At 64.9% G+C, this 20,595-nt stretch carries 20 protein-coding genes; 12 read left to right on the top strand and 8 right to left on the bottom strand.

Features of this window, described 5'->3' with window-relative positions; all coding sequences use genetic code 11:
- The first annotated feature begins 110 nt into the window (after nucleotides 1-110).
- The gene (locus JEY66_RS12240; protein ID WP_018273257.1) at nucleotides 111-3,242 is read left to right on the top strand and encodes a multidrug efflux RND transporter permease subunit; all 3,132 of its coding nucleotides are present in this window, start codon (nucleotides 111-113) and stop codon (nucleotides 3,240-3,242) included.
- Nucleotides 3,243-3,265: 23 nt separating this feature from the next.
- Here JEY66_RS12240 and JEY66_RS12235 read toward each other — a convergent pair whose 3' ends face one another.
- Nucleotides 3,266-4,531, bottom strand: a complete 1,266-nt coding sequence (locus tag JEY66_RS12235; protein ID WP_016844553.1) for a D-amino acid dehydrogenase — start codon at nucleotides 4,529-4,531, stop codon at nucleotides 3,266-3,268.
- 106 nt (nucleotides 4,532-4,637) lie between these two features.
- Nucleotides 4,638-5,966 carry an omega-aminotransferase AptA gene (aptA, locus tag JEY66_RS12230; RefSeq protein WP_018273258.1) on the bottom strand — a complete coding sequence of 443 codons (1,329 nt, stop codon included), beginning with the start codon at nucleotides 5,964-5,966 and terminating at the stop codon, nucleotides 4,638-4,640.
- A gap of 148 nt (nucleotides 5,967-6,114) precedes the next feature.
- Here aptA and JEY66_RS12225 point away from each other — a divergent pair, with 148 nt between their 5' ends.
- Nucleotides 6,115-6,663, top strand: a complete 549-nt coding sequence (locus JEY66_RS12225) for a cupin domain-containing protein (protein WP_018273259.1) — start codon at nucleotides 6,115-6,117, stop codon at nucleotides 6,661-6,663.
- Nucleotides 6,664-6,752: 89 nt separating this feature from the next.
- A complete protein-coding gene (locus JEY66_RS12220; protein WP_026193213.1) occupies nucleotides 6,753-7,157 on the top strand; it encodes a DUF4864 domain-containing protein in 405 nt (134 codons plus the stop codon).
- A gap of 7 nt (nucleotides 7,158-7,164) precedes the next feature.
- Here JEY66_RS12220 and JEY66_RS12215 read toward each other — a convergent pair whose 3' ends face one another.
- Together JEY66_RS12215 and JEY66_RS12210 are read right to left on the bottom strand one after the other, a co-directional pair.
- Nucleotides 7,165-8,364, bottom strand: a complete 1,200-nt coding sequence (locus JEY66_RS12215; RefSeq protein WP_018273260.1) for an MFS transporter — start codon at nucleotides 8,362-8,364, stop codon at nucleotides 7,165-7,167.
- 145 nt (nucleotides 8,365-8,509) lie between these two features.
- Entirely contained in the window at nucleotides 8,510-8,977 is a 468-nt protein-coding gene (locus JEY66_RS12210; RefSeq protein ID WP_240536885.1) for a hypothetical protein, read from the bottom strand.
- Nucleotides 8,978-9,241: 264 nt separating this feature from the next.
- Between JEY66_RS12210 and JEY66_RS12205 the strand changes: the two genes are divergently transcribed.
- From JEY66_RS12205 to JEY66_RS12190, 4 genes are all read left to right on the top strand, one after another.
- On the top strand, nucleotides 9,242-9,451 hold the full coding sequence (locus JEY66_RS12205; protein ID WP_157183478.1) for a hypothetical protein: 210 nt from the start codon (nucleotides 9,242-9,244) through the stop codon (nucleotides 9,449-9,451).
- A gap of 101 nt (nucleotides 9,452-9,552) precedes the next feature.
- Nucleotides 9,553-9,849, top strand: a complete 297-nt coding sequence (locus JEY66_RS12200) for a hypothetical protein (RefSeq protein ID WP_016844559.1) — start codon at nucleotides 9,553-9,555, stop codon at nucleotides 9,847-9,849.
- A gap of 408 nt (nucleotides 9,850-10,257) precedes the next feature.
- Nucleotides 10,258-12,390, top strand: a complete 2,133-nt coding sequence (gene flhA / locus JEY66_RS12195) for a flagellar biosynthesis protein FlhA (protein ID WP_026193215.1) — start codon at nucleotides 10,258-10,260, stop codon at nucleotides 12,388-12,390.
- Between the two features lie 385 nt (nucleotides 12,391-12,775).
- Nucleotides 12,776-12,976, top strand: a complete 201-nt coding sequence (locus JEY66_RS12190) for a hypothetical protein (RefSeq protein ID WP_016848568.1) — start codon at nucleotides 12,776-12,778, stop codon at nucleotides 12,974-12,976.
- Nucleotides 12,977-13,304: 328 nt separating this feature from the next.
- On the opposite strand, the gene JEY66_RS12185 is transcribed toward JEY66_RS12190, so the two are convergent.
- The 4 genes from JEY66_RS12185 to fliI all read right to left on the bottom strand — a co-directional run bounded on the left by JEY66_RS12185 (nucleotide 13,305) and on the right by fliI (nucleotide 16,871).
- Nucleotides 13,305-14,267 carry an anti-sigma factor gene (locus JEY66_RS12185; protein ID WP_018273262.1) on the bottom strand — a complete coding sequence of 321 codons (963 nt, stop codon included), beginning with the start codon at nucleotides 14,265-14,267 and terminating at the stop codon, nucleotides 13,305-13,307.
- Between the two features lie 3 nt (nucleotides 14,268-14,270).
- Nucleotides 14,271-14,816, bottom strand: coding sequence for a sigma-70 family RNA polymerase sigma factor (locus JEY66_RS12180; protein WP_016848566.1), 546 nt, complete (start codon nucleotides 14,814-14,816; stop codon nucleotides 14,271-14,273).
- Between the two features lie 201 nt (nucleotides 14,817-15,017).
- Nucleotides 15,018-15,437 (bottom strand): flagellar export protein FliJ, encoded by a 420-nt coding sequence (fliJ, locus tag JEY66_RS12175; protein WP_016848565.1) that lies wholly within the window; start codon nucleotides 15,435-15,437, stop codon nucleotides 15,018-15,020.
- Between the two features lie 108 nt (nucleotides 15,438-15,545).
- Nucleotides 15,546-16,871, bottom strand: a complete 1,326-nt coding sequence (fliI, locus tag JEY66_RS12170) for a flagellar protein export ATPase FliI (RefSeq protein WP_018273263.1) — start codon at nucleotides 16,869-16,871, stop codon at nucleotides 15,546-15,548.
- Between the two features lie 367 nt (nucleotides 16,872-17,238).
- Here fliI and ctrA point away from each other — a divergent pair, with 367 nt between their 5' ends.
- The 5 genes from ctrA to JEY66_RS12145 all read left to right on the top strand — a co-directional run bounded on the left by ctrA (nucleotide 17,239) and on the right by JEY66_RS12145 (nucleotide 20,478).
- Nucleotides 17,239-17,940, top strand: coding sequence for a response regulator transcription factor CtrA (gene ctrA, locus JEY66_RS12165; RefSeq protein WP_016848562.1), 702 nt, complete (start codon nucleotides 17,239-17,241; stop codon nucleotides 17,938-17,940).
- Nucleotides 17,941-18,107: 167 nt separating this feature from the next.
- A complete protein-coding gene (locus JEY66_RS12160) occupies nucleotides 18,108-18,512 on the top strand; it encodes a DUF350 domain-containing protein (protein ID WP_016848561.1) in 405 nt (134 codons plus the stop codon).
- Between the two features lie 16 nt (nucleotides 18,513-18,528).
- Nucleotides 18,529-18,960 carry a hypothetical protein gene (locus tag JEY66_RS12155; RefSeq protein WP_018273264.1) on the top strand — a complete coding sequence of 144 codons (432 nt, stop codon included), beginning with the start codon at nucleotides 18,529-18,531 and terminating at the stop codon, nucleotides 18,958-18,960.
- 108 nt (nucleotides 18,961-19,068) lie between these two features.
- The gene (locus JEY66_RS12150; RefSeq protein ID WP_018273265.1) at nucleotides 19,069-19,287 is read left to right on the top strand and encodes a hypothetical protein; all 219 of its coding nucleotides are present in this window, start codon (nucleotides 19,069-19,071) and stop codon (nucleotides 19,285-19,287) included.
- A 33-nt stretch (nucleotides 19,288-19,320) separates the two neighbouring features.
- Nucleotides 19,321-20,478 carry a glutathionylspermidine synthase family protein gene (locus JEY66_RS12145; RefSeq protein WP_016848559.1) on the top strand — a complete coding sequence of 386 codons (1,158 nt, stop codon included), beginning with the start codon at nucleotides 19,321-19,323 and terminating at the stop codon, nucleotides 20,476-20,478.
- The last annotated feature ends 117 nt before the right edge of the window (nucleotides 20,479-20,595 follow it).

Below are 20,595 nucleotides of genomic sequence, written 5' to 3'. Positions count from 1 at the left end.
GATCTGCCGATTGGCCATGGCGAGGAAAACGCGCGTTCGCGCTCGAGCTTTCGAGGACGACTCCCGACTTTCGGGAAAAGATGCGCCTGCCGTTCATTTGGATCGCAGAAATGAACGAGAGCATCTCATCTCCGTTTATCCGCTACCCGATCGGCACCTCACTGCTGATGGCCGGCCTCCTGTTCGTCGGAATGGTCGCCTATCCGCTGTTGCCGGTCGCACCGCTGCCGCAAGTCGACTTTCCGACCATCCAGATCTCCGCAAGCTTGCCTGGCGCCAGCCCGGAAACCATGGCGTCCTCCGTCGCGCAGCCGCTGGAGCGGCAATTCGCGCAGATTCCGGGCATCGCTCAAATGACCTCGACGAGCTCGCTCGGCTCGACCGCGGTCACCATTCAGTTCGATCTGAACCGCAGCATCGACGGAGCCGCCAATGATGTCCAGGCGGCGATCAATGCCGCAGGCGGTCAGTTGCCCAAGAACCTGCCGACGCCCCCGATCTACCGCAAGGTCAACCCGGCGGACTCGCCCATCCTCATATTGTCGGCGACCTCAGACACCCTGCCGCTGATCAAGGTGAGCGATGCGGTCGACGCCCAGCTCGGGCAGCAGATCAGCCAGATTTCGGGCGTCGCCCAGGTATTCATCGGCGGACAGCAGAAGCCCGCGATCCGCGTGCAGGTCGATCCCGCCAAGCTGGTCGCCAAGGGGCTCTCGCTGGAAGATATCCGCAGCCAGATCGCCATTACGACGGTCGATGGTCCGAAGGGCAACATCGACGGCGCGACGCGCGCCTACACGATCTACGCCAACGATCAACTGGTGGAGGCAAAGGACTGGAATGACGTCATCATCGCCTACCGCAACGGCGGCCCGTTGCGGATTCGCGACATCGGTCGGGCGGTCGCGGCGCCGGAGGACATGAAGCAGGCCGCCTGGGCGGATGGCCAACGCGGCGTGTTCCTCGTCATCTTCAAGCAACCCGGTGCCAACGTCATCGGAACGGTCGACCGGATCAAGGAGCAACTTCCGAGACTCATGGCCGCCATCCCGCCCGCCATCAAGATCAAGATCATCAGCGACCGGTCATTGACCATCCGCGCCGCCGTCGAGGACGTGCAGATCACGCTGCTGATCACCATCGTCCTGGTCGTCATAGTGATCTTCCTGTTCCTGCGCAGCTTCTGGGCTACGGTGATCCCGGCCGTGACAGTGCCGCTCGCGCTGCTCGGCGCCTGCGCACTGATGTGGGTGTTCGGCTATACGCTCGACAATCTTTCGCTGATGGCGCTGACGATTGCGGTCGGCTTCGTGGTCGACGACGCCATCGTCATGCTGGAAAACATCACGCGATACGTCGAGCAGGGTGCCCGGCCGCTCGCCGCGGCGTTCCAGGGCGCCGGCGAGATCGGATTCACGATCCTGTCGATCAGCATTTCATTGGTCGCGGTGCTGATCCCGCTGCTCCTGATGGGCGGCGTCATCGGCCGGCTGTTTCGCGAGTTTGCGGTGACCCTGGCGATGGCGATCTTCGTCTCCCTGGTGGTGTCGCTGACGCTGACGCCGATGATGGCATCGCGCTTTCTGCGCGCGCACGGCGAAACCAGGCACGGCCGGCTCTACCAATGGAGCGAAGCGGCATTCGACAGGATGCTGCACGGCTATCAACGGGGCCTCGATCTGGCGCTCCGCTGGAGCAGGACCACGCTATGCATCTTCTTCGCGACGCTGGCACTGTCGGTCTACCTGTTCGTGATCATTCCCAAGGGATTCTTCCCGCAGCAGGACAACGGATTCCTGATGGCCGTGTCGCAGATGGCCCAGGACATCTCGTTTGCCGACATGAAGCGGCATCAGGAAGAACTCAGCAGCATCGTCCGGGCTGATCCCGCGGTCGAGAGCATGGCCGAGTTCATCGGCGGCGGCGGCACCGCGCTCAATTCGGGTCGCATGTACATCACGCTGAAGCCGCGCGAGGAGCGCGACGCGAGCGCGCAGCAGATCATCGAACGGTTGCGGCCGAAGCTCGAGGCCGTCGAGGGAGCACGCCTCTACATGCAGGCCTCCCAGGACGTCCGGCTGGGCGGCCGCGCCACGCGGACCCAGTTCGAATACACGCTGCAGGACGCGAAGCTCGACGAGCTGAACGAATGGGCGCCGAAGATTCTGGCCAGGATGAAAACGTTGCCGGAACTGCGCGACGTCGCCACCGACCAGCAGACCGAGGGAACGACGCTGACACTGACCATCGATCGCGACACCGCGTCGCGCTTCGGCATCCAGCCGCAACTGATCGACGACACCCTGTACGACGCGTTCGGCCAGCGCCAGGTGACCCAATACTTCACCCAGCTCAACAGCTACCACGTTATCCTGGAGATCCTCCCCGAATTGCAGGGCAAGCTCGATACGCTCAACAAGCTCTACATCAAGTCGCCGACCACCGGGGACGAGGTGCCGCTCTCCGTGTTCTGCAAGTGGACCACGATTCCGGTGCGCCCGCTCGCGATCGCGCACCAGGGGCAGTTTCCTGCGACCACGATCAGCTTCAACCTCGCGCAAGGAGTGGCGCTCGGCCAGGCCACCGACGCGATCCAGAGTGCCGTCGCCGATCTCGGTGCTCCAGCCACGCTCAGCTCGAGCTTCCAGGGCACCGCGCAGGCCTTCCAGCAATCACTGAGCTCGGTGCCGCTGCTGATCCTGGCCGCGCTGGTCGTGGTCTATCTGATCCTCGGCATACTCTATGAGAGCTACATCCATCCGCTGACGATCCTTTCGACGCTGCCGTCGGCCGGGGTCGGCGCGCTGGCGATCCTGATGGCGTTCGGGTTCGATTTCAGCCTGATCGCGCTGATCGGCATCATCCTCCTGATCGGAATCGTGAAGAAGAACGGCATCATGATGGTCGACTTCGCGATCGCCGCCGAACGCGAGGAGCATCTGTCGCCGCGTGAATCGATCCGGAAAGCGGCTCTGCTGCGCTTCCGCCCGATCATGATGACGACGATGGCGGCCTTGCTCGGCGGCGTCCCGCTGATGCTAGGCACCGGAACGGGATCGGAAATCCGCCAGCCACTCGGCTATGCGATGGTCGGCGGCCTGATCGTGAGCCAGGCGCTCACGCTGTTCACCACGCCGGTCGTCTATCTCTACCTCGACCGGTTCTCGAATGCGCTGTCGAACTGGACGGCTACGAAGCGAGACGACGATGTCGAATCGCCCGTGAAGAACGCCGCCGAATAGGAGCTCGCGTGCGACGATGAGGTCTAACCGAACCGGTGGTCGTAGCGCTTGATCGACAGCTCCTTGGTGTCGATCTCGGGCTTTTTGCCGGAAAGCATATCCGCCAGCACCCGGCCGGAGCCGCAGGCCATGGTCCAGCCGAGCGTGCCGTGGCCGGTGTTGAGGTGCAGATTGGCAAAGCGCGTCGCGCCGATTACCGGCGGGCCGTCCGGCGTCATCGGACGCAGCCCGCACCAGAAGGTGGCCCTGGGAAGGTCGCCGCCGCGCGGAAACAGGTCGGTCAGCGAATGATCCAGCGTCGCGCGGCGCGCGGCGTAGAGCTTGGTCGAATAGCCCGAGATCTCCGCGGTGCCGCCGACCCGGATGCGATCGCCGAGCCGGGTGATCGCGACCTTGTAGCTCTCGTCCATCACGGTCGATTCCGGCGCGCCGGACGCGTCCTTGATCGGCACGGTGATCGAATAGCCCTTGACCGGATAGACCGGCAGCGAGATGCCGAGCGGCCGCAGCAGGATCGGCGAATAGCTGCCGAGCGCCAGCACGTAGGCATCCGCCGTCATCATCCCGGCGCTGGTCGCGACGCCGGTGATCCGCGTCGTGTCCGCATTCAGGGCGTCGATGCCGACATTGAAGTTGAAGCGCACGCCGAGCTTCTCGGCTTCCAGCGCCAGGGCCTGCGTGAACATATGGCAGTCGCCGGTCTCGTCATGCGGCAGCCGCAGCCCGCCGGCGAACTTTTCCTTCACGCCGGCCAGCGCGGGCTCGGCGGCGATGCAGCCCTCGCGGCCGAGCACCTCGAACGGCACGCCGTATTGCTTCAGCACCGCGATGTCGTCGCCGGTGTGATCGAGCTGGGCCTGCTCGCGAAACAGCTGCAGCGTGCCGCGCGCACGCTCGTCATAGCGGATGCCGATCTCGCTGCGCAGCGCCTGCAGGCAGTCACGGCTGTATTCCGCGATCGGGATCATCCGGCTCTTGTTCACCGCGTAGCGCGCCGTCGTGCAGTTGCGCAGCATCTTCAAGAGCCAGAGCCACATCACGGGATCGAGCTTGGGGCGGATCACCAGCGGGCCGTGCTTCATCAACAGCCACTTCACCGCCTTGACGGGCACGCCGGGGCCGGCCCAGGGCGATGAGTATCCGGGCGACACTTCGCCGGCATTGGCAAAGGAGGTTTCCAGCGCGGGCTTCGGCTGACGGTCGATCACCGTCACCTCGTGGCCGGCGCGCGCAAGGTAATAGGCAGTGGTGACGCCGATCACGCCACTGCCGAGAACAAGGACCTTCACTTTTCCTCACATCCTGCAGCGAAAACGCAATCGCCGCTGCGAAACCACTCTGCTTCGCAACGGCGACAGCAATTTGTAGAGCCAGCTAATATCTAGCTAGCAATTATCAGGCCACGCGCTTGATGGAGTCGCCGAGGATCGAGACGATGTCGTCGATATGCGACTTCTCGACGATCAGGGGCGGCGACAATGCCAGCGAGTCGCCGCTCATGCGGAAGTAGAGGCCGCGGTTGAAGCAATCGACCATAATGTCGTAGCCGCGCGCGCCGACGACACCATCGCGCGGCGCGACTTCGACCGCACCCATCAGGCCCTGGTTGCGGATGTCGACCACATTCGGCAGCCCCTTCAGCGAATGCAGGGCATCGCGCCAGTAGTCGGCGAGCGAGGCGCCGCGGGTCAGCAGAGCTTCGTCCTTGTAGATGTCGAGCGTGGCAAGACCCGCCGCGCAGGCCACCGGATGCGCCGAATAGGTGTAACCGTGGAACAGCTCCATGGCGTTGTCCGGGCCAACCATCAGCCCGTCGTGGATCTGGCGGCTGGTGAACACCGCGCCGCACGGCACGGTGCCGTTGGTGATGCCCTTCGCGGTCGTCATCATGTCGGGCGTCACGCCGTAGAAGTTGGCGGCGAACGGGGTGCCGAGTCGGCCGAAGCCGGTGATGACCTCGTCGAAGATCAGCAGGATGCCGTGCTTGGTGCAGAGCTCGCGCAGGCGCTGCAGATAGCCCTTCGGCGCCGGCAGCACCGCGGTCGAGCCCGGCACCGGCTCGACGATCACCGCCGCGATGGTGTCGGCGCCATGCAGCGCGACCATCCGCTCAACGTCGTCGGCGAGCTCGGCGCCATGGTCCGGCTGGTCCTTGGCGAAGGCGTTGCGGGCGAGATCGTGGGTATGGCGGATGTGGTCGACGCCCGGCAGATGGGTCGCGAACTGGCGGCGGTTGGCGACCATGCCGCCGACCGACATGCCGCCGAAGCCGACGCCGTGGTAACCGCGCTCGCGGCCGATCAGCCGGGTGCGGCTCGCCTGGCCGGCGGCGCGGTGATAGGCCAGCGCGATCTTCAGCGCGGTATCGACCGATTCAGAGCCCGAATTGGTGAAGAAGACGCGATCCAGCCCCTTCGGGGCGATCTCGGCGAGCCGCTCGGCGAAATCGAACGCCAGCGGGTGGCCCATGTTGAACGAGGGCGCGAAGTCCAGCGTCGACAGCTGCCGCTCGACCGCGGCCGCGATCTGCGGGCGGCCGTGGCCGGCGTTGACGCACCACAGACCGGCGGAGCCGTCGATCACCTGCCGGCCGTCGACCGAGGTGTAGTACATGCCCTTGGCGGAGGAGAACAGCCGCGGCGCTTTTTTGAACTGCCGGTTGGCCGTGAATGGCATCCAGAACGAGTCGGTCTTGATGGTGTTCGGAATCTGATGAACGGTCACGGCGGCGCTCCATTGCTGACTGATGCTAGTCGGACCACTCTTCCAGGCACTCAACAAGTCCTTTTCTGCCGCACCGCAAGCCATTGATCTTGTTGAAGCGGTCTGCCAAGATTTGTTCGATCCGCAACACTTGCAACAGGGATTCGTCATGAGCGTCGACATCGGCGGTCGGCTTCGATTCATCCGCGCGCGGCACAAGCTGTCGCAGCGCGAACTCGCCAAACGCTCCGGCGTGACCAATTCGACGATTTCGCTGATCGAATCCAACCAGATGAACCCGTCGGTCGGCGCCCTCAAGCGCATCCTCGACGGGATTCCGATGGGGCTCGCCGAATTCTTCGCAATCGAGCCGGAGCGGCCGCGCAAGGCGTTCTATCGCGCCGACGAGCTGACCGAGATCGGCAAGAAGCCGATCTCCTACCTGCAGATCGGCGACAGTCTGTTCGGCCGGGCGTTGCAGATCCTGAAAGAGCGCTACGAGCCCGGCAGCGACACCGGCCGGGTGCCGCTGGTGCATGAGGGCGAGGAAGGCGGCATCGTGGTCTCGGGCCGGCTCGAGGTCACGGTCGACGACGAGCGGCGGGTGCTCAACGCCGGCGACGCCTATTACTTCGAAAGCCGCCGTCCGCACCGCTTCCGCTGCATCGGCGCCAAGCCGTGCGAGGTGATCTCGGCCTGCACGCCGCCGACATTTTGAACCCGGCGCGCGCGGCGGGCGACGTCCAACCGGCCGAAACCGGCGTGTGCTAGGATACGTATCTGCTGGTATCCGAGATGGAGCCGCGCATGCGCGCGATCGCCTTCATTGCCGCCATCCTGTTCGCCCTCGCCTCGCCGGCAGCGGCCGATGACGTCGGCGCCGCGCAGGCCGTGATCCGCGCGCAGGAGCAGGCGTTCGGCCGCGACGACGCCGCGGCGGCCTATTCCCATGCCGCGCCCGCGATCCGGCAGATCTTTCCGCAAGCCGACATCTTCATGTCGATGGTGCAGAACCAATATGCGCCGGTCTATCGGCACAGAAGCTTCGAGTTCGGCGAGGCGCGCAGCGACGGCGACCGGATCGCGCAGCGCGTCCATATCGTCGACGCCAAGGGCGAAGCGTGGGAGGCACTCTACACGCTGGAGCGGCAGGCCGACGGCAGCCTGAAGATCACCGGCTGCTCGTTGCTCAAGGCCGGCCAGTCGGTGTGACCGAGAATCATGCCAGCGCCACCCGCTGCCGCACCCGCATCATGAGCAGCAGGATGATGCTGACATTGAGCAGGTTCCAGGCGAGGCCGTTGGCGAAGGCGGCGGCATAGGAGCCGGTGGCGTCGAAGATCACGCCCGAGATCCAGCCGCCAAAGGACATGCCGAACACCGAGGCGAAAATCACGATGCCGATCCGCGTCGCGGCCTCCGACGCCGGCATCGCCTCACGCACGATGATCGCGTAGCTCGGCACGATGCCGCCCTGGAACAGGCCGAACATCGCCGAGATGATGTAGAGCGAGGTCAGGCTGTCGAAGAACAGATAGAACAACAGCGCCGCGCCTTGCGCGATCGAGCCGATCAGCAGGGTGCGGATACCGCCGATCCGGTCGGCGAGGAAGCCGGAGCCGATCCGGCTGATGATGCCGAAGCCGAGCATCAGCGACAGCATCTCGGCGCCGCGCGCCACGCCGTAGCCGAGATCGCCGCAATAGGCGACGATATGGACCTGCGGCATCGACATCGCCACGCAGCAGGAAATCGACGCGAGCGACAGGATCGCGGTCAGCGCGTTGGTGGAAAGCTTGAGGTCGACCCGGGGCGGTGCCGCGTTGCCATGGCTGCGCCTGGTCGCTGCGCCCATCAACACGCGCAGCACCATGAGTGCGAGCAGCATCGCGATCGCGGTGAAGATGCCGATTGCAATATGGGTGGTGCGCCAGCCGACACTCTGCATGCCGAAATTGACCAGCGGCGGCCACACCGTACCACCGACGTAATTGCCGCTCGCGGCGATCGCGACCGCGAGGCCGCGGTAGCGCTCGAACCAGTGCGACGCCTCCGCCATCAACGGGCCGAAGGTCGCGGCCGACGACAGGCCGATGGCAAAATGCAGCAGGATGAAGGCCCAGATCGACGGCGCGTAGCCGGCGCCGACATAGCCGAGGCCGAGGATGCCGATCCCGGCGCCGATCGCCGCGACGATGCCGTAGCGGTCGCTGATCTTCCCGGTCACGACCTGGCCGAGGCCGAAGCCGAGCATCACCATGGTAAAGGCGAGCGAGGCCGTCCCGCGGGTCGCGCCGAAGTCGGTCTGCACCACGGGCAGCGCCACCACGACCGACCACATGCCAACGCTGCCGAGCGAGCCGATCACCACGGCCACGACAAGGCGCAGCCATGCCCGGCGCGAGTCGGGAATGAACATAGCGACTTCAGGGGAAAATTCAGAAGAAATTACCACGGCAGGCGGAACTTCGTCGGCATTTGCCTCCGGGTCAAGCCACATTGCCGAGAGATTAGGCATGCGCGAACAACGGGACGCGCGTTCTGCGACAGTAAAATGGACCGAATCAATTGCCGAAATCGGGATCCTGCGACTGGAACGGGCCGCACTTCGCGTGCTTTGCGAACCGCTGGTCGAAATCGACGGTGCCGCCGGTGACCGGAATGCGGGTCGGCGGCAGGCTCCGGAGGTATTGATCGACGGTCACGGTCTTCTGGTCGGTGCTCAGGGTGACACGCACCGGCTCGAGCGGCTTGCCCTTGTTCACGTCGGTCAGATCGAGCGTGTAGTAGCCGATGACGGATTGTCCGCCCCGCATATGGCGATCGACCGAGAGCGGCAGATAGACCTCCATCCGGACGCCCTCGCCGTCGCAGGTGATCATGCGGATCATCACCGCCTCGGCGCCGGGCGGCTTGGCGGCCGCGGCTGTCGCAAGGCAAATCGAGCAAACGGAAATGGCTGCGACAAGGCCGCGTCGCACCAACGTGTATCCGTCAAGCACTGCAATGCTGCGAAGCATCGGTTCTGACATCAGGCATCCCTGACCAAGACGTTCAATTTGCGTTTGGTCGGACGCCGGTCCCGGCAAGTTCAACCTCCGGCGCGGTTCCTGGCGAACCCGGGAATACCGGCCGTCGAACGGTGATCCATGTTGACGAAGAAACTGCTACAATGCGAGCCGGTTCACACTGGCGGCCCGCCATCCGGACCTATCATTCCGCCGGATGGCGCGCAGTTCGCAAGGTTGCAGTTCACAAGGTTAAAGGATCGAAGCGCATACTGTCGGAGGGTCATCATGCATTCGTCGTCAGCAGAGTGGTTACCCGTTGCATCAGCGCCCTCGGACCGCGAGCTCGAGGTCTGTGTTCTCGATTATGATGGCATGGTCCACGCGCTCATGTTCCCGTGCCACCGCGACGGCGCCGAATGGGTCGACCATGCCGGCAGCAGGCACCTCGACATCCAGCCGACGCATTGGCGCAGATGGACGCAGTCGGCCAACTAGCGCCGCTGCGATCGGCCGAGGCGGCCGGCGCCGATCTCGCGCCGGTCCGCACCTTGGGCTAGAATGGTGACGTGGGTTCAGGGTGGGCCAGGAGGCTCGTCATGAAATCGCACGTGGTCCCTTTCGAAAATCGCTGGACCAACGGCAAGCATGCCTGGGAATGGCACTGCGAGCTCGAGCGGCTGGGCGTGCCGACGGTCCGGACGATGTACTGCGAGCATGAAACGCATCGTCGCAACAAGTCGGCGGTGGTGTTCGACATCCCCGCGGGCTTTGTCCACGACTGGCTGGCCTTTCATGACCGGCGCGCCGCCCGGCAGCAGTTCTTGTGGCGCGCCAGCGTCATCACGCTCGGCATCATCGCCGCATCGGGCGTCGTGCTCGGTGCGCTCAGATAGAGGCTGCAAGGCCGGCGGCGTCATCCGTGGCCATCCTTCGAGACGCCCGCCTTTGGCGGGCTCCTCAGGATGACGCCGTGTTGCTCGGCAAAATCGTGGTCTGGATCCTCATGGTGAGCGCGGCGCGTCTCGAACCACGAGGCCTTATCACCCCTGCTCCCAGCCGCGAATCCCCCTGCCCGGCGCCTGCGACGACCCGTGCGGCCGCCCGAAAGCACTTATTAACCCTTTGCTAACCATACACCCGGCAAGAATTGCCGAGTGAAGTCGAGTGTCGTCGAACGCGTCTAACGGGCGGAGATCCCCGTGAACGCCAGCGCGGTGCCTCACTTTCGGAACGGCGGCCCTGCGGCCGTCGCGCAGACGCTTGGCGGCCGCAGCCGCCAGTCGCGGGGGAGAGCGGCTACCATGGTCGACGTCACGGCGGGTCAGGGCACGGCAGGCAAGAGCGGATTGCCGAGCCTCGGCGAGATCGGCGACATCCTGAAGCGCGGCGATATCGCGCTGGCGATCGGCGTCCTCACCATCCTGGTGGTGCTGATCCTGCCGCTGCCCTCGATCGTGCTCGACCTCTTCCTGGCGGTCTCGATCACGGTCTCGATCCTGATCCTGATGACCTCGCTGTTCATCCAGGCGCCGCTGGAATTCTCGTCGTTTCCGACCATCCTGCTGATCTCGACCATGCTGCGGCTGTCGCTGAACATGGCCTCGACCCGGCTGATCCTGAGCCACGGCCATGAGGGCACGGCGGCCGCCGGCCACGTCATCGAGGCGTTCGGCAACTTCGTGATGGGCGGCAACTTCGTGATCGGCATCATCGTGTTCGCGATCCTGGTGATCGTGAACTTCGTGGTCATCACCAAGGGTTCGGGCCGTATCGCCGAAGTCGCGGCGCGCTTCCAGCTGGACTCGATGCCCGGCAAACAGATGGCGATCGACGCCGACCTCTCCGCCGGCTTGATCGACGAGAAGGCCGCCAAGGAACGCCGCAAGGCGCTGGAGGACGAGAGCGGCTTCTTCGGCGCCATGGACGGTGCCTCGAAATTCGTCCGCGGCGACGCCATCGCCGGCCTCCTGATCGTCGGCATCAACATCGTCGGCGGCATCATCATCGGCGTCGCCCAGCAGGGCCTCTCCTTCAGCGAAGCCGCCCGCACCTACACCGTGCTGACGGTCGGCGACGGCCTCGTCACCCAGGTGCCCGCGCTGATCGTCTCGACCGCCGCCGGCCTCCTCGTCTCCAAGGCCGGCATCACCGGCGCCGCCGACAAGGCGCTGATGCGCCAGCTCTCCGGCTATCCGCAGGCGCTCGGCATGTCGGCCGGCGTGATGCTGGTGCTGGCGCTGCTGCCGGGCATTCCGACGCTGCCGTTCCTGGCGCTGGGCTCCGGCGCCGCGGTGCTGGCCTGGAACGCACGCAAGCAGAAGCGGGCTGCGAAGGCGGCCGAAACGGCGGCAGCCGCCGCCCCGACTGCTGCCGCGGCCGCCGCCGCTGCAGCCGCGGAGGAGCCGATCGCCGCCGCGCTGAAGATCGACGACCTCAAGATCGAGCTCGGCTACGCGCTGCTGCCGCTGGTCAACGGCCCCGACGGCACCGACCGCCTGACCGAGCAGATCAAGGCGCTGCGCCGCTCGCTGGCCATCGAGATGGGTTTCGTGATGCCGGCGGTGCGCATCCTCGACAACGTCCAGCTCGAAGCCAACAGCTACGTCATCAAGATCAAGGAAGTCGACGCTGGCACCGGCAAGATCTGGCCGAGCCAGTTCATGGTCATGGACCCGGCCGGCAACCAGGTGCAGCTGCCCGGCATCCACACCATCGAGCCGACCTTCGGCCTGCCGGCGACCTGGGTGGACGCGGGCCTGAAGGAAGAGGCCGCGCTGAAGGGCTACACCGTGGTCGACGCCGCCACGGTGCTGTCGACGCATCTGACCGAGCTGCTCAAGACCAACATGGCGGACCTGTTGTCCTACGGCGAGGTGCAGAAGCTCTTGAAGGACCTGCCGAAGGAGCAAGGCGAGCTGATCAAGGACATCGTGCCGGGCCAAGTCACGGTGTCGGGCATCCAGCGCGTGCTGCAATTGCTGCTCGCCGAGCGCATCTCGATCCGCGATCTCTCGACCATCCTCGAAGGCATCGCCGACGCGCTGGCGTTCTCGCGAAATCCGGCCACCATGGTCGAGCACGTCCGTGCCCGGCTGGCCCGCCAGATCTGCGCGCAAAACACCTCGCCGAACGGCTATTTGCCGCTGATCGCGCTGTCGGCGCGCTGGGAGCAGGCGTTTGCCGAGTCGATCGTCGGTCAGGGCGACGACCGCAGCCTGGCGATGCAGCCCTCGAAACTGTCGGAGTTCATGACCGCCGTGCGCAACGCCTTCGAACAGGCGGCGCGCGAGGGCGAGGCGCCGGTCCTGGTGACGTCGGCCGCGATCCGGCCGTTCGTTCGCTCACTGGTGGAACGGTTCCGCTCGCAGACCACCGTCCTGTCGCAGGCCGAGATCCATCCCAGGGCCCGGCTGAAGACGGTCGGCAGCGTTTAGAGTCTCTTGTTCGAAAGCGTTTTCTGCACGCGAACCGGGCGTCCACTTCGCGCGAAAACGAGCTAGGGGCCGCAAATCACTTGCGTTTTCGTCTGTGTTTTCTCGCCACAGGCAACTGATTTATGCGGAACAGGCCGGAATGGCCCTATCTGGGATGCAGCATTCCAGCACGAGCTCAAGATACTGATATTCAACAACTTTAATGCGTCACAGGTTACCAAAGGGTCATTTTTGATCGCGCCAGATCACGTCTCATCACGGCCTTGTGATGGCCTCTAGGGAACGGAATCGGCAAATCCTACGTTAGCGGGGCACGAGACGTTGAACCGGACAACAGACCGAACCGACAGATTTGCTGAGAGCAGGAAGGCGGCAGGAGACTTCCATGAACCACTCGATCTACAGCGCCGATCGTATGACGCACCTGAAGATTGTGGTTGTGGCGTTGTTCGCCGGTATCCTGGTCGCGGGCTTCGGCATCGCGGCACATAATTCGTCGGATGAGGGATACACGCAGACGGCGCGGGTCATGAAGGCCGGCAAGCCCGTCGCGATCACCAGCTCCAGCAACTCGCTGGTCCGCTAACAGGAGAATTTCACGAATTCACGTAGTGTTCTTTACAGCCCCCCAAAGTCGCTGCGTGGATATTTAAGACCCCCAACTACCCCCAAGTTGACTATCGAAAACGCCCGCTCCCCACGGGCGTTTTCTTTTTTTGCGCTACGCATCACGGTCGTTTGGACGAACAAATCGGCAGGCCCGATCGGCGCGAACTCTGCAATTCGTCATGCCCGGGCTTGTCCCGGGCATCCACGTCTTCGGCCCCGATCTCAAGAAAGACGTGGTGGCCGGGACAAGCCCGGCCATGACGAGAAATGTCGGCATCTGCCGAGAACGACGAAGGCCAAGGCTTTTATCGCGGCGTCGAACCCGACGCGCCCGGCACGGTCTCGATCAGCTTGCCGGTGAAGATCGGCGCCGAGGTCGGCTGGCCGTTCGGCGAACCGCCGGCCTGCTCGACGGTCACCGCATAGGTGGCGCCGTTGATCACGTCGGGATCGTAGCCCGACAGCACCGGGCGCGCGGTGAAATCATCGGCGCCGATCACGCCGAGCGAGCGCGGCTGCGGCAGCTTGTCGGAGATCAGCCAGAGCTCAAAGCTCTTGCCGGGCTCCGACGGAGCGCCGACCTTGCGGACGGTAAAATTCTTGGTGGCGCCGTCGATGGTCATGATGAAGGCCGGCCCGCCATTCGGCCCCTGCAGCAGCGCGACATATTGCGCCGACGGCGTCAACGCCGGCGCCGGCGTCTTCACTTCGACGGTCTGGATGCGCGGCTTCGGCCGGATCGCATTCGGCAGAGCATCGGGCTTGTAGATCTGCAGGCCGAGCGTGATGAGCAGCGCGGCCGCGATCGCGGTCGCGGCCGACGCGATGCCACGCCAGCGTTTCACGCGGCCCGTCAGCGCGGTCACGTTGCGTTCGTCGAAGATGACCCGTGGCGGTCGGGCCTCGGGCAGCCTCCGGGGCTCGGGCGACTGCGCAGGCTCCGGATCGAACGCCGAGCCGAATTCGGGATCGTCGGTGATCGGCGGCGGCGTCACCGTCGTGGCCGGCGTCTCGGGCAGCACCAGCGGCGCCTGCGGCGCGCTCGTGGGGCCGATCGCCGCCTTGATGTTGTCCCAGACCACCGGACGCGGCTCGACCAGGCCGACCATCTGGTTCAGCGGCCCGAGCCTGAACTGCCAGGCCTGCACCAGCGCGGCGAACTCACTGTCGACGGCCATCATGGTCTCGACCTGCGCGCGCTCCTCGGCATCGAGCGTACCGAGCGCATATTCCGCGGCGAGCGCGATATGGTCTTCGCTATAGGCCATCAATCAGAGTCCAAGACACTCCCGGATATCCATCAGGCTGCGGCGCAGCCAGGTCTTCACCGTGTTCACCGGCGTCTCGAACTTTGCGGCGAGTTGCTCGCGGCTCCAGCCGTTATAGTAGGCGAGCAGCACGAGCTTCTGACGATCCGGCTCCAGACGACCGACGCACTCCAGCAATCGCTTCAACTCTTCCGTCATCTCCCGTCGCGCCAGCGGATCGGGCTGGTCGGCGGCGACCTCCATCGCGGCCGGCTCGTCTTCCAGCGATGCCTCGCCGCGCTTGCGCACCACGTCGATGGCGCGGTTGCGCGCGATCGACGTCATCCACGTGATCGGGGACGACAGGGCTGGGTTGAACTGCCCGGCGCTGTTCCAGATCTTGACGTAAGCCTCCTGAATGACCTCCTCGGCGAGGTCCTGTCGCCGCAAGATACGGAGCACGACGCCGAAGAGTTTCGCGCGGGTCGCGGCGTACAGCCGCTCAAAGGCGGCCTCATCCCCCTTGGCGACGGCGGCGATCAGCCAGACCAGCTCAGCCGGCGTCAGCACTTTGCGCCCTCCAAGCCTCGATCCCCCATCGCGTCATTGCCACCGTGCCGCCAATCGTCCCGTCCGGACCGGTGGTAGCATATTTTGGGACACCACGATCCGCCAAATGGCCGACAGGCCGCCGGCTTGTGGACAGCGCCCAGCAAAAAGCCCGGGCGATCGGCCCGGGCTCTCAACCTGGTCAGCGGAGGGAGCGAGGATTCAGGCGATGACGCCGAGACGGGCCCGCATCAGGCCGATCGAATCCATGTCGGCTTGCTCTCGAGCGCTCTCCTCCGCGCGTTCGCGCGCCTGGTCGCGCTCGTCGAGCAGCTCGACCTTCTTCAATTCCTCGAATGCCTCCGACAGCAGCGCCTTGGCGTCGTCGAGCTGGGCGCGCAGCTCGTCGGCCGAACGGGTCAGGTTCTCGCGGCGCTGGATCGCGGCCTTGGCATAGGTCGGATAGGCGAAGTGCGTGGGGTCGTTGATCCCGGCGCGCTCCTGCTCGGTCTGGATCTCGCGCTCGAGCTCGACCGACATGCGCTGGAAGTCGGCGATCATGCCTTCGATCTGGGTAACCCGACGGCGTTTTTCGTCGACCTGAAATTTCTTCAGGCGGATCAGCGTTTCACGTGACTTCATCGACTCATACTCCCCAGAAGTCCCAGATCTGAACGCGGGACAGAGCCGGCTCCCCCCTGGGCCCCGCCGGCATAGCTATGGTGTGCCGGCGATGATGGCCTGACAAAGTTAGCGTTCCGTTTCCAAACCCGACAGGATTTGAGCCAGTTGCCGGTAGCCGTCGGAAAGGCTGGTCGCCTCGTCCTTGGCCTGGCGCAGGTAGGCCTCCAGCGGCTCATGCAGCCGGATCGCCTCGTCGACCTCCGCGCTGGAACCCGGCCGGTAGGCTCCGAGCCGGATCAATTCCTCCATGTCGGCATAGGTCGCCATCACCTGCCGCGCCTTGTTGATGTAGGGCAGGAAGTCGGGGTCGGCCGACCGCGGCATGGTGCGCGACACCGACTTGAGGATGTTGACCGCTGGATAGCGGCCGCGCTCGGCGATCGCCCGCTGCATCACGATATGACCGTCGAGGATGCCGCGCACCGCATCCGCGATCGGCTCATTGTGATCGTCGCCGTCGACCAGCACGGTGAAGATCGCGGTGATGGTGCCGTCGCCGGTGCCCGGCCCTGCCCGCTCGAGCAGCTTCGGCAGTTCGGTGAACACGGTCGGCGTGTAGCCCTTGGCGGTCGGCGGCTCGCCCGCCGAGAGGCCGATCTCGCGCTGCGCCATCGCAAAGCGCGTCACCGAGTCCATCAGGCACAGCACGTCCTGGTCCTCGTCGCGGAAATATTCCGCGATGGCGAGCGTCAGATACGCCGCCTGGCGCCGCATCAGCGCCGGCTCATCCGAGGTCGCGACCACCACGACCGAGCGCGCCAGCCCCTCCTCGCCGAGATCCTCCTGGAGGAATTCCTGCACCTCGCGGCCGCGTTCGCCGATCAGTCCGATCACCGAGATCGCGGCATCGACATTGCGCGCCAGCATCGACAGCAGCACCGACTTGCCGACGCCGGAGCCGGCAAAGATGCCGAGCCGCTGGCCGCGGCAGCAGGTCAGGAAGGTATTGAGACCGCGCACGCCGAGATCGAGCGGCGGGCCGACTCGCTTGCGCGAATGCGCCGGCGGCGGCGAGTTGCGGTAGGACATCGGCGAGGCGCCCTGCACCAGCGGGCCCTTGCCGTCGATCGGCTCGCCCATCGCGTTGACGACGCGGCCGAGCCAGGCCGGCGACGGCCGCACCTGGCTCGCCGCATTGGCGATCACCGCGCGGCAACCGCGCCTCACGCCATCGAGTCCGCCGAACGGCATCACCACCGCGTTCTCGCCGGAGAAGCCGATCACCTCGGCCGGGATGACGCGGCCCACGCCGACATCGATCACGATGCGGGCGCCGACCGACATCGCGTGGATCGGGCCGGCGATCTCGACCATCAGCCCGCGGACGCCGACCACGCGGCCATAAATATTGACGCCGTCGATGTCGCCGATCTGCTCCGCGAGCGCCTTCATTGCGAAAACCTTAAGTTTCCACGATTTTGCTCCGGCCGCTTAACTTCGTGTTTACCCGCATCATTAATCATTGCGTCACTGTCTTTGGTGACTGAGGTCGCTTGCCCATCAGAAGAAGGGCGAGTCGCGAGAGTCGGTTAGGCCCGGCTCTTAATGTGGAAACTGAACGAGCGCGGTTAGGAAAAGCTTCTTCTACGCAATATCTTAGGGCGATTCGACAAAAATTGCACGGTTAGAGCTTGCGTCGAGGAATCAGTTTTTGTTAACCATATCTCGTCAGGATCCGAATCAGTTGTTCAAAGGCGTTTTGTGAGTGCCGCAAGTGCGGCCGACCTGACGCCCGGAGCGGCGACTATAGGGGACTGGCATGCGCGTTTTGCTGATTGAAGATGATAGCGCCGTCGCGCAGTCGATCGAATTGATGCTCAAATCCGAGAGTTTCAACGTCTACACGACGGATCTCGGTGAAGAAGGCGTCGATCTCGGCAAGCTTTACGACTACGACATCATCCTGCTCGACCTCAACCTGCCCGACATGTCCGGCTACGACGTGCTCAAGCAGCTCCGGGTCTCGAAGATCAAGACTCCCATTCTGATCCTCTCCGGCCTCGCCGGCATCGAGGACAAGGTCAAGGGTCTCGGCGTCGGCGCCGACGACTACATGACCAAGCCCTTCCACAAGGACGAACTGGTCGCCCGCATCCACGCGATCGTGCGCCGCTCCAAGGGCCACGCCCAGTCGGTCATCCAGACCGGCGATCTCGTGGTCAATCTCGACACCAAGACGGTCGAGGTCGGCGGCCAGCGCGTGCACCTGACCGGCAAGGAATACCAGATGCTGGAGCTGCTCTCGCTCCGCAAGGGCACCACGCTCACCAAGGAAATGTTCCTCAACCATCTCTACGGCGGCATGGACGAGCCGGAGCTGAAGATCATCGACGTCTTCATCTGCAAGCTCCGCAAGAAGCTCGCCAACGCCTCCGAAGGCCGCAACTTCATCGAGACCGTGTGGGGCCGCGGCTACGTGCTGCGCGAGCCACACGAGGCCGACGAACGCATTCCCGCCTGACCTTCTTGGCCCGCAGAGAACCGCAAGGTTCGCTCCTTTCGACCTGAACCCCGCCGTAAATGGCGGGGTTTTTGTTTGGGATTGAACCGGCTGTCGGCATGCGCCGACCAAGGGAACGTGCAATCCTGCCTCGCGCGAATCCCGACGAACTCCCGGACCGCCCCGACATGATCCTGCAATCCCTCGCCGGGCTGCCGGCGTTCCTGGTCTATTTCTGCACGGCGCTGATCGCCGTGGTCGCCTACCTCTTCGTCTACACGCGCGTCACGCCGCATGACGAATTCCAGCTGATCCGCGACAACGATCCGGCGGCGGCGATTGCGCTGGGCTTGAGCCTGCTCGGCTTCGTGCTGCCGGTGGTCAGCGCCATCGCCCATTCCGCCAATGTGGTGGACTGCCTGATCTGGAGCATCATCGCGCTGATCGTGCAGATCATCGTCTATTACATCGTGAAGATCCCGGTGCCGAACCTGTCGGCGCGGATCGCCTCCGGCGAAATGGCGCCGGCGATCTGGCTCGGGCTGTCCTCGCTGGCCGCAGGCGCGCTGAACGCGGCCTGCATGATCTACTGAGCCGTTGAGCCAAACCATGGCGCGCAAACCGAACCCGGACTTCGGCAAACGGCGACCGGTCGTGCCGGCGGCGCCGACGCCGCCGCGGCCGGATGCGCCATCCAAGCGCTCCAACCACGTCGCGCTGCTCTTGATGGGTACGCTCGCGGTCGGCGGCAGCGCCTACGCGCTGATGCCGCGGCCGAATTGCCAGCCGGTGCCGCCGACGCCGCCGGGCGTCACCGCACCGGGCGTCGCCACGCCGGTCCCGCCACAACCCGGCGTCGACTGCACGTCGCGCAACTCATCGTCCGGATCGGGCGGCGGCGGCGGCTCGCGCAGCAGCTTCTACAGCGGCAGCTCGTCGTCGAGCGGCTCCTCCGCTTCCTCGAGCTCGTCGTCAAGCTCGTCGGTGAGCCGCGGCGGCTTCGGTTCATTCGCGCATGCGTTCGGCTTCAGCGGCGGCTGATGCATGTTGCCGTGTCATCGCCGTGTCATCGCGCTTTCGCTTGCCCGGCGAACGCAGCTGATGGAAACTCGGCATGGCTCCGCAGACGGCAAGGCAGGGATTGCGTCCATGAAACGCTCGCGCCGCGTATGGCTGAAATTGATGGGAAGTATCGCGATCGGCGCGGCGTCGATCGGCCCGACGCCAAGCCATGCCCGCAGCGACCACCATGCAGGACACGGAACAAAGGGAAAATCGGCGGAACGGTCACCCTCCGGCGGCTTCGGCGGCGCGCCGCGCACCATCGCGCGCTACGGCGATGACGATCCGTCGCATGGCGGAAGCTGACACCAGGCTGACGAGCGAGCACGGTTTTCCCTCATGCAACGCATCGCATGTCCCGAACGCGACGATTGGCGGACGACTGCCGAGAACGCCGGCTTCACCTTCCACACCATCGACGGCGAACGGTACTGGGACGAGCGCGCCTATTACGCCTTCACGCTGGACGAAATCGAGCGTTCGATCGAGGCGCCGACCGGCGAGATCGACGCGATGTGCCTCGAGCTCGCCGGACGCGCGGTCAGGGACGAGCGCTATCTGCGCCGGCTGAAGATACCGGATGCGTTCTGGGATCTGATCGCGGCAAGCTGGCGCCGCAAGAATCCGAGCCTGTACGGCCGCCTCGATCTCACCTTCGACGCCCGCGGCCCGGCCAAGCTGCTCGAATACAATGCCGACACGCCGACCTCGATCTTCGAGGCCGCGGTGTTTCAATGGACCTGGCTCGAACAGGCGATCCAACGCAACATCATCCCGAAGCGCGCCGACCAGTTCAACTCGATCCACGACCGGCTGATCGAGGCCTGGAAGAGGATCGGCGCGACCCACCCGCTGCATCTCACCGGACTGACCGGAAATCCCGAGGACGCCGGCACGCTCGCCTATCTCAAGGACACCGCGGCGCAGGCCGGGCTGAAGACCACGCTGCTCGACATCGAAGAGATCGGACTGCGCGACGACGGTCAGTTCGTCGACCTCGACGAACGCCCGATCGCGCTCGCGTTCAAGCTCTATCCATGGGAATGGATGTTCCACGACGCGTTCGGCAAGAATCTCTCGAGCGCGCCGACGCAGTGGATCGAGCCGCCATGGAAGGCGATCCTCTCCAACAAGGGCATCCTGCCGCTGCTCTGGGAGATGTTCCCGAACCACCCCAATCTGCTGCCGGCCTATTTCGAGGACGATCCGCAGGCCGCCCAGCTCGGCACTTCGTTCGTGCGCAAGCCGATCTATTCGCGCGAGGGCGCCAATGTCGAGCTGGTCAGCGCCGGCGTCACGCTGATCGCCGAGCAAGGCCCCTACGGCACCGAGGGCTTCATCCGCCAGGCACTGGCGCCGCTGCCGAATTTTTCCGGGCAGTACCCGGTGCTCGGCAGCTGGCTGGTCGACGGCACGCCCTGCGGACTGTCGATTCGGGAAGACGAGAATCCGATCACCGGCAACACCTCGCGCTTCCTGCCGCACGCGATTTTGTAGCGCGTTGACGCGGTTGCGCTTTCAACCCCGTCATCGTGAGGAGCCGCGAAGCGGCGTCTCGAAGGATCGACGGCCCGGCTGGTGGCCGTGCATCCTTCGAGACGTGCGCAAGAGCGC

It is taken from the genome of Bradyrhizobium elkanii USDA 76 (assembly GCF_023278185.1).
In the GTDB taxonomy this organism is placed as follows: Bacteria; Pseudomonadota; Alphaproteobacteria; order Rhizobiales; family Xanthobacteraceae; genus Bradyrhizobium; species Bradyrhizobium elkanii.
This window is presented reverse-complemented; position numbering and strand designations above follow the sequence as displayed.

What these genes read in the sequence shown, in the direction of transcription:
- JEY66_RS12145 (WP_016848559.1), top strand. Translation starts at nt 19,321, where the DNA reads ATGCAACGCATCGCATGTCCCGAACGCGACGATTGGCGGACGACTGCC.
- JEY66_RS12225 (WP_018273259.1), top strand. Translation starts at nt 6,115, where the DNA reads ATGAGCGTCGACATCGGCGGTCGGCTTCGATTCATCCGCGCGCGGCAC.
- JEY66_RS12155 (WP_018273264.1), top strand. Translation starts at nt 18,529, where the DNA reads ATGGCGCGCAAACCGAACCCGGACTTCGGCAAACGGCGACCGGTCGTG.
- fliI (WP_018273263.1), bottom strand. Translation starts at nt 16,871, where the DNA reads ATGAAGGCGCTCGCGGAGCAGATCGGCGACATCGACGGCGTCAATATT.
- flhA (WP_026193215.1), top strand. Translation starts at nt 10,258, where the DNA reads ATGGTCGACGTCACGGCGGGTCAGGGCACGGCAGGCAAGAGCGGATTG.
- fliJ (WP_016848565.1), bottom strand. Translation starts at nt 15,437, where the DNA reads ATGAAGTCACGTGAAACGCTGATCCGCCTGAAGAAATTTCAGGTCGAC.
- JEY66_RS12150 (WP_018273265.1), top strand. Translation starts at nt 19,069, where the DNA reads ATGAAACGCTCGCGCCGCGTATGGCTGAAATTGATGGGAAGTATCGCG.
- ctrA (WP_016848562.1), top strand. Translation starts at nt 17,239, where the DNA reads ATGCGCGTTTTGCTGATTGAAGATGATAGCGCCGTCGCGCAGTCGATC.
- JEY66_RS12215 (WP_018273260.1), bottom strand. Translation starts at nt 8,364, where the DNA reads ATGTTCATTCCCGACTCGCGCCGGGCATGGCTGCGCCTTGTCGTGGCC.
- JEY66_RS12200 (WP_016844559.1), top strand. Translation starts at nt 9,553, where the DNA reads ATGAAATCGCACGTGGTCCCTTTCGAAAATCGCTGGACCAACGGCAAG.
- JEY66_RS12240 (WP_018273257.1), top strand. Translation starts at nt 111, where the DNA reads ATGAACGAGAGCATCTCATCTCCGTTTATCCGCTACCCGATCGGCACC.
- JEY66_RS12185 (WP_018273262.1), bottom strand. Translation starts at nt 14,267, where the DNA reads ATGGCCTATAGCGAAGACCATATCGCGCTCGCCGCGGAATATGCGCTC.
- JEY66_RS12210 (WP_240536885.1), bottom strand. Translation starts at nt 8,977, where the DNA reads ATGTCAGAACCGATGCTTCGCAGCATTGCAGTGCTTGACGGATACACG.
- JEY66_RS12190 (WP_016848568.1), top strand. Translation starts at nt 12,776, where the DNA reads ATGAACCACTCGATCTACAGCGCCGATCGTATGACGCACCTGAAGATT.
- JEY66_RS12160 (WP_016848561.1), top strand. Translation starts at nt 18,108, where the DNA reads ATGATCCTGCAATCCCTCGCCGGGCTGCCGGCGTTCCTGGTCTATTTC.
- JEY66_RS12205 (WP_157183478.1), top strand. Translation starts at nt 9,242, where the DNA reads ATGCATTCGTCGTCAGCAGAGTGGTTACCCGTTGCATCAGCGCCCTCG.
- JEY66_RS12220 (WP_026193213.1), top strand. Translation starts at nt 6,753, where the DNA reads ATGCGCGCGATCGCCTTCATTGCCGCCATCCTGTTCGCCCTCGCCTCG.